The organism is Sediminicola luteus, from assembly GCF_040566555.1.
Taxonomy (GTDB): domain Bacteria; phylum Bacteroidota; class Bacteroidia; order Flavobacteriales; family Flavobacteriaceae; genus Sediminicola.
Genome location: NZ_JBEWYP010000008.1, coordinates 30,378 through 44,362, shown reverse-complemented (window position 1 = coordinate 44,362; position 13,985 = coordinate 30,378). Strand labels below are relative to the sequence as shown.

Here is a 13,985-nt window from a genome sequence, read left to right as displayed (position 1 = left end):
TTTACTCCTCCATTCCCAACACGCTTAATTAATTAAATAACTATTTAACCAACTAACGCCTAAATTTATGAAAACTAAATTTAATGATATCCTTATTTATCATAGGGATAAATTTCTGATCAACATTATGAGGACCTTTATCTTTTTATGCTGCTTGATGACCTTTGCATTTGGTCCCAAATCAGCATTATCACAAGATGCAAAAATCGTAATTAATACCGATACGGATTTATCAGTAGAGCAAGTTTTTGAACTTATAAAAGACCAAACCGATCATGCATTTATTTATCGGTCGGATCTTTTTAAAAACGCTCCAAGTATACATGTAAAGAAAGGTAAGATAAAAGTCAAAGATTTACTTGAAAAAAGTCTTTCTTACGGTGACTACAATTTTAAATTCACACAAGATGGAGCCATTATATTTGAACGAAAGATCATTACAAAACCTGTAGTATTACAACTTAAGATTTCGGGATTGGTCACAGATATCAATGGTAATCCTTTACCCGGAGCTTCAGTAACCATCAAGAATAAACCGACTGTTGGAGTTACAACAGATTTTGATGGGAATTATTCCATTGAAGTTGACGGACCGGAATCAATATTAGTCTTTAGATATTTGGGTTTTATTACCTGTGAAATTATCGTTGGCAGCAAGACCAATATTACAGTCATCTTAAAAGAAGATGCCCAGAACCTGGAAGAAGTTATTTTGGTGGGTTATGGTACACAAAAAAAGACAGACATCACAGCAGCAATTTCTTCGGTAAAAATAGAAGAAATCCAAAAAATACCAACTGCTGATGTTGCTTCATCCCTTCAAGGTCAGGTTGCTGGTGTTAACATTGCTTCTGCAACAGGAGCTCCGGGCAGCGATCCTGTCATCAGGATAAGAGGAATGGGCACCATTGGAAACAACAATCCTCTATTTGTTATAGATGGGATTCCAGGGGATTTATCATATGTGAACCCTGCGGACATTGAGAACATCAGTATTCTAAGGGACGCTTCCGCCGCCACAATTTACGGCTCTAGAGCTTCAAATGGGGTTGTTATTGTAACCACCAAAAGAGGTAAATCTGGTGAACCCAAGATTTCAATTAATTCTTACACCGGAATACACTCTGTAAAAAATAACGTCTCTGTGGCCAATAGGGACCAACACAATTCCATTAAACTGGAAGCGTATGCCAATGCTGGAGAATCACCAGCACCATATCTTGTAAACAATGTACAATATGCCGATACTGATTGGGTAGGGGCTTATATTGAGAATGCTTTCGAACAAAAGCATGATATTGGCATATCCGGTGGAACCGATCAAATGACCTATAATTTTTCTGCAGGATATTTTGACAATACCGGAACCGTAATCAATACGGGATTTGACAGATTGAACACCCGTTTTAATATGGATTTCAAGCTTTTTAATAATAAGCTAAAAATTTCTCCAGGTCTTGGTTATACAAGAGAGAACACTCGCGGAATTTTTGAACCTATTGGGGGCGGTAATGCCAGTTTTTCCCCATTTTTGGATATCTATGCCCAATTGCCCCATAAGGCAATATTCGATGCTAATTCCATTAATGGCTATGCCACTCCAGAACCAGGCCTAGGATCTGGGAATCTAATAGGTCAAGCCGAATTGGCAGATCGATTAAACCAAGATGATTATATCCAATTTAACATTGCTACCACTTTACAATTGTTAGATGGATTGAATTACCAATTCCAATATGGTGCCAACGTTGAAAATACTCATTTTTCTTCCTTTACCCCTGCTTATAACTTTGGCCCACAGGCAATCAATGAAGATCCTGATCTTTTTGAAAACAGAGGAAGAAAAACTGATTGGACCTTAAACAATACCTTAAGTTATAAAAAATCTATTGGTGACCATAATTTGGATGCCCTACTAGGTATATCTAGGGAAAAAAGTGAATTTAGGTCTGTTGGAGGGTCTAACAACAAATTATCATCAAGTCAATTACAGGCTTTGAGCGCTGGTATTGGGGATCAGGCTTCCTTTGGCTTTAACTCCATAAATACCCTACAATCGTATTTTGGAAGATTAAGTTATGACTTTGACAATACGTACTATGCCCAAGGTAGTATCCGAAGGGATGGTTCCTCCCGTTTTGGGCCGGACAACAAATACGGAACATTCTATTCCTTATCCTTAGGATGGGCCGTACATAATGAAGATTTTTTTACGTCAGATTTTTTCACTCAATTAAAACCTCGTTTTAGCTATGGGATCTTAGGAAATCAATTAATTGGCGAGCATTTATTCTTGACAAGAATTTCTTCCGGTGGACCACAATTGAATTATCCTTTCGGAGAAGGTATAAGTCAGTCCGTATTGGTAGGTGCAATCAGCGCTTCCTTGCCGACGCCCGATATAAAATGGGAAGAAACTGCTACTACAAACATTGGAGTTGATGTTGCCGTTTTGGACAATAGGATCAAAGCTACATTCGATTATTTTATTTCCAAAACAACGGATATGTTGGTTACCGTTCCTATTCCTGCCACTTCTGGGATAACTGAATTTCCCTTGACAAATGGCGGAAATCTAGAAAATAGAGGTTGGGAATTATCCACATCATATATGAGCGATCAAGACAAGGAATTTACCTTTGAAATTGGTGCAAATATTAGTGGTTCCCAAAATAAAATCACAAAACTAGGAATTGCCAACGAGTCCTTTACAGATGGCTTTATTGAATTTAATAATTTCCCGACTACCAGAACAGAGGTAGGTGGTGAAATTGGTCGGTTCTACCTATTCCAAGCAGATGGAATTTTTCAAAATCAAGCAGAAATTGATGCACATGGTATTCAGCCAAACGCTTCCCCAGGAGATTTAAAATTCGTAGATGTCAATGGGAATGGATCCTTGGATGATGATGACAAGAAATATTTGAGTAGTGGCTTACCTGATTTTGAATACGGTCTTAATTTCAATGCTAAATACAAGGATTTTGATCTCAGTATATTTATGCAAGGGACACAAGGCAACAAAATATATAATGGAGTTAAAATGTGGCTGTATAGAACAGATAGAAGCAATATGTCATCCGATTTATTGAATGCTTGGTCCTCTACTAATACGGGGAGTAGTATCCCAAGAAATGTATTTGGGGACCCCAATAACAACATACGTCCTTCCAGCTACTTTTTGGAAGATGGTTCCTACCTAAGAATGAAGAATATTCAATTAGGCTATACCCTACCAACGAATCTAACAGAAAAATTTTCATTGACACGGGCTAGGGTTTACGTTACTGCCAACAATCCATTCACCATAACAGGTTATTCTGGATTTGATCCTGGATTGGCAAACGGGGGAACCTTTACAAGAGGGGTTGATAGAGGATTCTACCCTCTTACCAAATCATTCATTTTAGGAGTGAACCTTTCTTTATAGAGATGAAATATAAATTAAATAATATAACGATGAAAAACATAGCATATATACTGATCACCGCTTTACTCCTAAGTATAGGTAATTCCTGTAGCGATGATTTTATAAACGTTGAGAATAAAGAACTATTGACCGAATCGAGTTTTTGGGAAACAGAGGAACATGCCATGCAAGCTTTAACAGCAACTTATGCAGCTATGCAAGGTGCGGATGGGAGCAAATGGACCTTCTTTGAGGAAATGTATACCTCCTTGGCATATAGAGCTGATGACGTCACAAATAATACAGGAGAAACTTATGGACGTTCCCTTGCAAGTTTTACAAATACAACTGAAGAAAGTGGGCCGTATAATGTTTGGAAAGCAAGTTATGCTGGCATTGGCAGAGCAAATCAAATTATTCAAAGGGTATCGGAAATGGAGGCTTTAGAGGCCGAAGTGAAGAATAATATTGTTGCAGAAGCTAAATTTTTACGGGCCTATTATTATTTCTGGTTAGTCACTGGATTTGAAAATGTACCATTGGTAACCACATTTGAAAAGGATTTGGACAAACTGTTCCCTGATCAAGCCAATCCTTCTCAAATTTGGGCACAAATTGAACAAGATCTTTCTGAAGCCGAACCTAATTTACCATTAAGTTATCCCTCAGAAGGGAAAGGTCGGGCCACAAAGGGTGCTGCTAAAGCACTTTTAGGCAAAGCTTATTTATTTCAGGAGAAATGGAGTTTAGCAGAAGCTAAACTAGCGGAAGTTGTTGGTATGGATTATTCATTATTGACCAATTATGCTGACAATTTTAATGGGAATGCAGAAAATGGTACGGAAAGTATTTTTGAAATTCAGTTTTCAGGTGATCGTGCTAATGATAATGATGAACGACAAGTATTAAATTTTCAGGTTACACCTTATGCCTTTGGTGGTTGGGAATTATTCTACCCTTCACAATGGTTGGTAGATGAAATGAAAACTGATAGGGATGCCCTTGGAAATATAAGCGAAAGAGCTTATGCCAGTATCTTTTTTGATGATCCTAACTCACAAATGTATGATATGGACACGGAAGAATTGAAATCTTATAGTTCAGTAGCGGCTGACTTAAATCATCCAAAATATTTCAAAAAATACACGGCCAATGCAGATACCAACTTTTACAACGGGACAAATATCTCGGTTATAAGATTTGCAGATGTACTGTTAATGTACGCCGAGGCCCTAAATGAAAATGGGAAGACCGTGGAGGCCATTGACGAAATAAATAAGGTCAGGGCCAGAGGAAAAGCTCAGTTATTAACTGCTATGACCCAAGATGCCTTAAGAACTCAAATAAGACATCATGAGCGCCCGGTAGAATTGGCAATGGAGTATGGTATTAGGTGGTTCGACCTTTATAGATGGCAAAAAGGCTCAACTGCCCCGGAATCTATAAAAGCTACATTGGTAAATCACAACAAACCGTTTGCAGAAAATTTTCAAGAAAAGCACATTGTATTTCCTATTCCCTTACAAGAAATTAATGTCAACCCAAATCTAAAACCCAACAGCGGTTGGTAATAATCAATAATTTAGTTTAGTTGTTTGAGTCGCATTCGCCTAGGGGTTGTTTTAATCCTTGGGCGTTTGTTTTTTTTAGAACCTCATGAGAATGAAAATAGTTATCCTAAATCAACTCCAAAAAATGGTGCAAAGCCGGATTTTTATTGTCCTTTTTCCAAGCCGCAAAAAGTTCCGTTTTATACGGAACCTTGTCCAATTCCAAAAACTTGATTTTATAATTGTATTCATCCCTTAGCGAATTGGGGACAATGGCAACCCCCATCCCATTTTCTACCAACTTAAATATGGTAGGTCCATGAATGGATTTATGGGAAATGCGAGGGCTAAAGCCATAATCTGCACATAGGTTCTGTATTTGCTGATAGTACATGGGACTGTTCTCATTGGGAAATAGGATGAAAGATTCTTCTGCCAGCTGTCCCATGTTCTTAAAATTAGACAGATCAATGGGATGATCCAAGGGCAATACCAATGAAAAATTTTCACTGTAGACAGATTTTAAATGAATGTCCGACGGGACTTTGTTGGAGCGCATAAAACCAATATCCAACTGTTCTTGCTCTAACCCTTTCAATTGTTCGGTATTGGTAAACTCTTCCAAATAGAAATTAATTTTGGGATGTGTTTTGCTGAACTCTTTTATAATTGGAGGCAGAAAACCCTGCATCGCAGAACCCACAAAGCCAATTTTTAATTGTCCCATTACCCCATCCAACGATAATTGCCAACGCTCCATAGATTGATCCACTTGCTGTAAAATCAAATTGGCCTCCTTCAACAATAATTCTCCGGCCCTGCTAAGGGCTACCTTCCGATTGGTTCTATTGAATAAAGGGATTCCCAGGGTTCGTTCCAACTGCTTTATGTGCTGGCTCAAGGCAGACTGTGAGATAAACAAAATCTCTGCTGCTTGCGTATAATGCAGCGTATCTGCCAATACCATGAAATAACGTAAGGAACGTAACTCTAATTGATTAATATTACTTATCATTTATTGCGTAATAAGAATTGTTTCAAATTAAAAGTACGATTAAATTTGCACCGATAAAAATTAATTATGATGGTTACAAATGATAATTCTTTATTGGCTAATGTTTTAGATGCGTTGTTCACCCCTTATAAAACAAGGGTGCCCGATGTGGCCAAAGTAAACTCCGCCATGATATCTCGAGGCATCATTGAAAATGAAAGCCAAATTATAAATGATCATATTGCCTTTAGAACTCTAGGAGTCCCACATTTGGGGATAGCTTCTTTTGAAAAAATATTTCTTCACTACGGTTATAAAAAAAGGGATTACTACTTCTTTGAGGGCAAAAAATTGAACGCATATTGGTATGCTCCACCATCTGAGGAGTATCCACGTATTTTTATGAGTGAATTAAGAGTTGCCGATTTATCTGAAAAAGCGCAACAAATTATTCATGCATATACAAATCACATTACCTCGGACCCAGTTGATGCAATAGATCTAAATGATGCGCAGGCGGTTGGAGATTTCTTTCATAAAGCACTATGGCAACTACCCTCCATTGAGGACTACCAAAGTTTAGCGGAAGAAAGCGAGTATGCGGCTTGGGTTATCCATAACAGATATTACCTCAACCATTATACTATTAGCGTTCATGAATTTACCGAGGAGTTCAACACTATTGAAAAATTCAATACATTCTTGGAATCAGAAGGAATATCCCTGAACACGGCCGGAGGAAAAATAAAAACCAGTCCTGATGGCTTGTTAAAACAGAGCAGTACCATTGCAAAAATGGTTGAGGCCGAGTTTTCAGGCGGACAAAAAATGGAAATTGCAGGGAGTTATGTTGAATTTGCAGAAAGACTGGTCTTGCCTGAATATCGTAGTATGGAACCAACTACCATCCAACGCAAGCATAGGCGCGATGGATTTGAATCTGCCAATGCGGATAAAATTTTTGAAAGCACCTATTCCGAACAGACGGGGAGCATAAAATAACACCACTAGCTATATTAACGTAGCTACATAAGGAACTGGGAACCATAAATACTATTTATGGTTCCTTGCTTTTAAAGCAATTTGTATTAAAATAAATTATGAATTAAGAGCAGTTGATACCATAAACTCTTTTGAGGCTATTTTTCTTGTGCATCGACGGTATAGTTACATTTTTGGTATTCAATTCCTTATTTTCTGGTTCTAAATTAAATGAAATCCTTACATTAGAGTACGAATAGATAGTAAAACCAACCATTTGTAATATTGATTTTAACCTTGCAAGTTCAACTTGGGATCCCTAAACAAGAACTAGAAACGATCTTTTTATAACAGGGGACTAAAATCAAGGTAATGGGCTGGTTTTCTAATGCTATAAAAACCTAGCACCATGAATGTAAAAAACAGCTTTTCCGGGTCCTATCTGAAATACATACAGATCCTGTTTTTTACGTTTCTTTTTCTTTATTTTGGAAAAGTCCTCTTCATTCCATTATCCTTTGCTCTTTTAATAGCCCTGATACTTTATCCTTTTTGTAGTGCACTTGAAAATAAAAAATGGCCCAGAAGTTTGGCTATTGCACTTTCCATTACCCTCGTATTCTTATTGTTCCTAGGAATTTTGTGGCTTCTAATGTGGCAATTGTCTTTTTTGAAAAATGATATTCCCTTTCTTGTAGAAAAACTGGAAGAAGGTTTGCAAGGATGGCTAAAAGAAAGATTTGATTTAGATTTTAATTTTGAATCCTATTGGTTGGAAAATCTTACAGCCAACTCGGGAAATGGATTTGGAACATTTTTACAAGCATTGTTTAAAAATGTTGGCAACTTTTTGTTTGCATTGTTTATGATTCCTGTTTTCACGGTTCTTTTCCTCTTTCATAGGGGACAATTTGTTGAAGTTCTGCGCTCCATGATACCTGAACAATATCACTCCCGACTTTATTTTATACTCCGTGAAGTTTCCCATTCTTACTTTAAATATATTATAGGGCTAATCAAGGTATATGTTATTGTAGGTATCCTGAACAGTATAGGCTTGATGATCCTAGGGGTAGAACACGCACTTTTGTTTGGAATGCTTAGTGCAATAATGACAATTGTACCCTACGTGGGAATTATTATAAGTGCTCTTTTGCCCATTTCCGTGGTGTATATTACTACAGGTTCGTGGCTGTATCCTTTGGGTGTAATTGCTGTTTTTTCCTTCGTCCAATATCTAGAAAGCAGTATTATTTTTCCAAAAGTGGTAGGCGAACAAATGAATGTTAGCACATGGGCCATATTGGTAGCCCTTATAGGAGGAGGCATTATTTGGGGAGTTTCCGGGATGGTGTTGTTCATCCCTTTTGTGGCCATTCTCAAAATAGTAAGTGGTTATATAGAGGAATGGAAGCCTCTTAATATATTACTCGGCCGTGGTGAGGAAACAAAACCAAAAAAAATTGAATGATCTTATCTTTTGTACTATTAGTTTCCTGGTTAACATGGATGCTTTTAGTTTTTATTTCGAAGTGCATCGAAGCGAATAAAAAACAAAAAAAGCCGTCATACCTTTAAGATGACGGCTTTTAAATTAAAATACTAGAATTTACTACTGTGGCATCACAACAGTATCGATAGCGTGTATCACGCCATTGGAAGCAGCTACATCAGCCATAACCACAGTTGCGGTTCCTCCTTTGGCATCGGTCAATAGGACCTTACCATCTTTTAAGCTCAAAGTTATTGTTCCACCTTGTACCGTGGTTACCGTAAACTTGCCATTGTTCTTATTGATAGCATCGATAACAGCAGCAGCTTCAAATTTTCCTGCCACCACGTGGTAAGTCAATACAGCTGTCAAAGTTTCCTTGCTTTCCGGCTTTAAAAGTCCGTCTACAGTTCCTTCTGGTAGTTTTGCAAATGCGTCATTGGTCGGTGCAAAAACAGTAAATGGTCCTTCACTGCTCAAGGTTGCTACTAAATCTGCAGCTTTTACTGCTGCTACCAAAGTTGTAAAGTTTTCGTTTCCAGCGGCAACGCCTACAATATTTGGAGTTTCAACTGTCTCTTGAACAACCTCCATTACCTCAGTAGAGGCTTCGTCCACGGCATCTGACGCTTCTTTTTTTGTTTGCCCACATGATGTAGAGATTACTCCAACAAGTGCAAAGGCGCTAATAATTTTAATTAGGTTCATAGTTTCTATTTTTTAGTTTTTGTAAAGGTAGAGGATGAATACGGTAAATATTCTTAATTTTTGTTTAAAGTTTTAAATTATTTCTTAAACAAATAATAAATTATCAGTCAGTCTCCCAATTAACTGGCAATTTTCCACTCTCTTGCTTTTTCAGAATGATACTACCTTTCATTTCACAACATAGAATACATTAAGGAGGTGGCGAATTTTTTCAACATCTAATTATTGAGTATTTTTAGGCCTATTCATTAGTCTATAGAGTAACTTTATCCACAAATTTGTGCCATGAAGAATACCATTTCCCATAGGGTTGCTGATTTTCTGAAAAACTACCCTCCTTTCAGCCTCCTCCCGCAGCACGAAATTGAAACTCTTTCGGAGCAAATCTCTATTATTTACAAAGAAAAAGACACCCTTATTTTTGCTGCAAATGAAGAGTCACACTCCCATTTCTATGTGGTACACAAGGGCGCAGTTGCCTTGCGCAAAAGTCCTAACAACGATATTGTGGATATTTGTGATGAAGGAGATATTTTTGGATTAAGGCCGCTTATTGCTCTTGAAAACTATAAAATGGAGGCCAAAACCCATGAAGAGAGTATTCTTTATGCTATTCCAATATCAATCTTTAAGCCTTATGCACTCGAAAATAAAGCGGTAGGAAACTTTCTTATTGAAAGCTTTGCTTCCAACACCCGAAACCCCTATTCTAAAAGCCATAGGGGAAAACTTTTTGGTGAGTCAGAAATAGTGGAGGAAGTAAATACAATTCAAAAACTACATGATCTTCAACCTGTAAAATATTCTAAGAAACTTGTTACATGTTCTCCTAGGACTACAGCAAAGTCAATAGCCGCGACAATGACCAAAAAAAATGTCGGTGCCATGCTGGTGGTGAAGGACTCTTTGCCCATAGGGATCATTACAGATAAAGATTTGAGGAATAAAGTAGTCACAGGAGAGTATCCCATAACAACGGCCGCATCCAAAATAATGACTTCCCCTGTTATCACCTACCGCAAGAATCTAACCATCACCCAGGCCCAAATGGCCATGATGAAGAGCAATATCAGCCACTTGTGCCTTACAAAGGATGGTACAACCAATACCAAAGCCTGTGGTATTCTTTCCAAGCATGATATAATGGTTGCCCTAGGTAATAATCCTGCCGTTCTTATAAAGGCAATTAAAAGAGCGAAAAGGTTTAAGGAAATCAAGCCCATCAGGGCCAGTATCATGCAGTTACTCCAAGGGTATTTGGCACAAAATATTCCGATGACCTTGACTTCTAAAATTATAACAGAATTGAACGATGCCTGCATCAAGCAAGTCGTTAAGATAGCCCTGACGAAAATGCAAGATCCGCCACCAGTAAAATTTGCTTGGCTGGCAATGGGAAGCCAGGGAAGAAGTGAACAACTGTTGCATACAGATCAGGACAATGCCCTTGTTTTTGAAGATGTGGAAGATGAATTATTGGAAGAGACCAAGGCCTATTTTTTAAAATTGGCTTCCACCGTAAATAAAGGTCTTAACGTCATTGGATATGATTATTGTCCCGCGGAAATGATGGCCTCCAACCCCAAATGGTGTCAGAGTCTAGAACAATGGAAACAAACCGTTTCCCATTGGATCACTAACCCAGGAAATGATGAAGTGTTGCTGTCCTCTATATTTTTTGACTATAGTTTGGCCTATGGGGATGCCCAAATGGTAACTGAACTATCTGAATATATTTTTAAGAGCGTAAGCAGTTACCCCATATTTTATGTGCATTTAGCAAGTGGTGCCCTTCAAAACCCATCCCCTACCGGATTTTTTAGGCAGTTTTTGGTTGAACAGGATGGTGCCCATAAGGATTTCTTTGATATTAAAAGACGTGCACTAATGCCATTGACTGATGCCGCCCGAGTTCTTATCTTATCCCACTCCGTAAAATCAATCAACAATACTTCGGAACGATTTGAAAAATTGGCGCAATTGGAACCCAATAATGAAGAACTGTATCTGGCCTGTTCATATGCTTCCAAAGCTCTATTAAAATTTAGAACCAAGCAGGGCTTGCGCCATAATGATTCCGGTAGGTTCATAGCCCTGGAATCCCTTACCAAGGAGGAAAAAATAAAGCTAAAAAGGACCTTCAAGACCATTTCAGAAATTCAGGAACTCATTTCAATCCGTTTTAAAGTAGCCAATATATTAGGATGATAAACCTCTTCAAAAAGCAGAAAAAGGATTACCCAGATTTTTGGATCACTTATGAAAAGTCTTTCGAGAATAAAATCCCCAATGACCTAAAGTCGGTTCGCTTTGTAGTACTAGATACAGAAACCACAGGGTTTGATTATAATACGGATCGGATTCTATGTATAGGCGCTATTGGACTTCAAAACAACACCATTGCTATACAAGACAGCTTGGAGGTGTTTGTACATCAAGAACACTATAATATTGAAAGTGCAGAAATACATTGTATCCTAAAAAAAGGAAAGATAGAACGCCTATCAGAAATTGAAGCCTTGCAGCAATTATTGGAGTACCTAGGGAATTCTGTAATCATAGCACACCACACCAAATTTGATATCACCATGATCAATAGGGCCCTGGAACGCCATGGATTGCCCAAATTAAAGAACAAGGCTTTGGATACAGCGGTATTGTACAAAAAATCCTTGCTTATGACGACGTTGCTCGAAAAAAAAGAACATTACACCCTTGATGACCTTGCAGATAAGTTCAATATCTCAAAAGAAGATAGGCATACTGCTATTGGCGACTCCTACATTACCGCCATTGCTTTTCTTAAGATTCTGAACAGGATGAAATACAGAAAGGAACCCACCTTGAAGGATCTGTTCAAATAAAAAAGCTCCCAGAACAGTATTACTTTTCTAGGAGCTTAAATCTTATAAAATTCAGCCTACGACTTTAAATAAGCGAGAACATTTTTTTCAATACGTGATTGGATATCCGATATATCTGCCTTAACAAACTTCTCACCGGTAATATTCTCATAGAGTTCTATATACCTTTCTGACACTGTGGTAATATATTCATCAGACATTACAGGAACTTTTTGTCCTTCCAATCCTTGGAACCCCTCACTGATCAACCATTGTCTCACAAACTCTTTAGAGAGTTGCTTTTGTGGCTCCATCCTATTTTGTCTTTCCTCATAGCCATCTGCATAAAAATAACGGGAGGAATCTGGGGTATGGATCTCATCTATCAATACAATTTTACCATCTTTGGTCTTGCCAAATTCATATTTGGTGTCTACCAATATCAAACCTCTTTTAGCGGCAATTTCGGTGCCTCTTTGAAAAAGATCTCGGGTGTATTTTTCCAATACGACATAATCTTCTTCTGAGACTATGCCCCTTTTTAAAATATCCTCTCTGGAAATATCCTCATCATGATCTCCCATTTCAGCTTTTGTAGCCGGAGTAATGATGGGGTGCGGAAACTTATCGTTTTCCTTCATGCCTTCTGGCATTGTAACCCCACATAAAATCCTCTTGCCCAATTTGTATTCCCTTGCAGCATGGCCCGACATATATCCTCGAATTACCATTTCTACCTTAAAGGGCTCGCAAGCATAGCCAACGGCAACGTTGGGGTCTGGGGTTGCCAAAAGCCAATTAGGTACAATATCGGCCGTATCCGCCATCATTTTGGTGGCGATCTGATTTAGAATCTGTCCTTTATAAGGAATCCCTTTGGGCATTACCACGTCAAAGGCAGAGAGCCTATCCGTGGCAACCATCACCAAAATATCGTTTTCTAACTGGTATACTTCCCTAACTTTTCCCTTGTAGACACTTTTTTGTCCGGGAAAATTAAAATTTGTGCTTGTAATGGTATTGTTCATCTAATCTTAATTTTGATGCTCTATATCTTTATACGCATCAATTACCTTCTTGACCAAACGATGACGGATCACGTCTTTGTCGTCCAGATATATGATTCCTATTCCTTCTACATTTTTAAGCACCAAGAGAGCTTCCTTTAATCCGGATATAATTCGCCTTGGCAAATCTATTTGTCCTGGGTCCCCTGTGATGATGAACTTGGCATTCTTACCCATCCTGGTCAAGAACATCTTCATCTGCGCATGGGTGGTGTTTTGGGCCTCATCCAAGATCACGAAGGCATTGTCCAACGTTCTTCCTCTCATAAAGGCCAAGGGCGCTATTTGAATAGTGCCGTTTTCTATAAAATGGGCCAGTTTTTCTGGGGGTATCATGTCCCTCAACGCATCATATAATGGCTGCATATAGGGATCTAACTTCTCCTTTAAATCGCCAGGCAAAAACCCTAAATTCTCTCCGGCCTCTACAGCAGGCCTGGTTAAAATGATTCGCTTTACCTGCTTCTCCTTTAATGCTTTTACGGCTAAGGCCACCCCGGTATATGTCTTCCCGGTTCCTGCAGGACCTACGGCGAAGACCATATCGTTTTGTTTGGACGAATCCACCAATTTTTGTTGGTTTAATGTCTGTGCCTTGATCAGCCTGCCACTAACCCCGTGCAATAACACATCGGTACTGATTTGGGAGGTTTCCATATCTTCTTGTCCGTTGCTGGCAAGAATTCTTTCAATGACGTTCTCATCTAGCTTATTGTACTTCGCAAAATGCGCTGTCATCTTCTCAAACCGCCTATCGAACTCCTCCAAGAGATCCTCATCCCCATACACTTTTACCTTACTGCCCCTAGCAACAATCTTTAATTTGGGAAAGTATTTCTTAAGTAAATCAATGTTTTCATTCTGTTGTCCAAAAAATTCTCTTGGACTAATTTCCGTAAGTTCAATTATAAGTTCGTTCAAAGAATATGGATTTAAAAGTT

10 protein-coding genes are annotated in these 13,985 nt (G+C 38.4%); 6 read left to right on the top strand and 4 right to left on the bottom strand.

Features of this window, described 5'->3' with window-relative positions; genetic code table 11:
* Positions 1 to 67: 67 nt before the first annotated feature.
* Together ABXZ32_RS12955 and ABXZ32_RS12950 are read left to right on the top strand one after the other, a co-directional pair.
* Positions 68 to 3,430, top strand: coding sequence for a SusC/RagA family TonB-linked outer membrane protein (locus ABXZ32_RS12955; protein WP_354619104.1), 3,363 nt, complete (start codon positions 68 to 70; stop codon positions 3,428 to 3,430).
* Positions 3,431 to 3,459: 29 nt separating this feature from the next.
* Positions 3,460 to 4,980, top strand: coding sequence for a RagB/SusD family nutrient uptake outer membrane protein (locus ABXZ32_RS12950; RefSeq protein ID WP_354619103.1), 1,521 nt, complete (start codon positions 3,460 to 3,462; stop codon positions 4,978 to 4,980).
* A gap of 106 nt (positions 4,981 to 5,086) precedes the next feature.
* Here ABXZ32_RS12950 and ABXZ32_RS12945 read toward each other — a convergent pair whose 3' ends face one another.
* Positions 5,087 to 5,974 (bottom strand): LysR family transcriptional regulator, encoded by an 888-nt coding sequence (locus tag ABXZ32_RS12945; RefSeq protein WP_354619102.1) that lies wholly within the window; start codon positions 5,972 to 5,974, stop codon positions 5,087 to 5,089.
* A 66-nt stretch (positions 5,975 to 6,040) separates the two neighbouring features.
* On the opposite strand from ABXZ32_RS12945, the gene ABXZ32_RS12940 reads away from it, so the two are divergent.
* Both ABXZ32_RS12940 and ABXZ32_RS12935 read left to right on the top strand, forming a co-directional pair.
* Positions 6,041 to 6,955 carry a DUF1338 domain-containing protein gene (locus tag ABXZ32_RS12940; RefSeq protein ID WP_354619101.1) on the top strand — a complete coding sequence of 305 codons (915 nt, stop codon included), beginning with the start codon at positions 6,041 to 6,043 and terminating at the stop codon, positions 6,953 to 6,955.
* Between the two features lie 388 nt (positions 6,956 to 7,343).
* Entirely contained in the window at positions 7,344 to 8,405 is a 1,062-nt protein-coding gene (locus tag ABXZ32_RS12935; protein WP_354619100.1) for an AI-2E family transporter, read from the top strand.
* 141 nt (positions 8,406 to 8,546) lie between these two features.
* Here ABXZ32_RS12935 and ABXZ32_RS12930 read toward each other — a convergent pair whose 3' ends face one another.
* Positions 8,547 to 9,134: a fasciclin domain-containing protein gene (locus tag ABXZ32_RS12930; RefSeq protein ID WP_354619099.1), complete on the bottom strand. Its 588-nt coding sequence runs from the start codon at positions 9,132 to 9,134 to the stop codon at positions 8,547 to 8,549.
* A gap of 285 nt (positions 9,135 to 9,419) precedes the next feature.
* Between ABXZ32_RS12930 and ABXZ32_RS12925 the strand changes: the two genes are divergently transcribed.
* Positions 9,420 to 11,342 (top strand): DUF294 nucleotidyltransferase-like domain-containing protein, encoded by a 1,923-nt coding sequence (locus ABXZ32_RS12925; protein WP_354619098.1) that lies wholly within the window; start codon positions 9,420 to 9,422, stop codon positions 11,340 to 11,342.
* Positions 11,339 to 11,998, top strand: a complete 660-nt coding sequence (locus ABXZ32_RS12920) for a 3'-5' exonuclease (protein WP_354619097.1) — start codon at positions 11,339 to 11,341, stop codon at positions 11,996 to 11,998. Before ABXZ32_RS12925 ends, ABXZ32_RS12920 begins: the two co-directional genes overlap by 4 nt.
* Positions 11,999 to 12,054: 56 nt before the next feature.
* Here the strand turns inward: ABXZ32_RS12920 and ABXZ32_RS12915 are convergent, their stop codons facing one another.
* The gene (locus ABXZ32_RS12915) at positions 12,055 to 13,005 is read right to left on the bottom strand and encodes a phosphoribosylaminoimidazolesuccinocarboxamide synthase (protein ID WP_354619096.1); all 951 of its coding nucleotides are present in this window, start codon (positions 13,003 to 13,005) and stop codon (positions 12,055 to 12,057) included.
* A 6-nt stretch (positions 13,006 to 13,011) separates the two neighbouring features.
* A complete protein-coding gene (locus ABXZ32_RS12910; RefSeq protein ID WP_354619095.1) occupies positions 13,012 to 13,965 on the bottom strand; it encodes a PhoH family protein in 954 nt (317 codons plus the stop codon).
* Positions 13,966 to 13,985 lie beyond the last annotated feature (20 nt).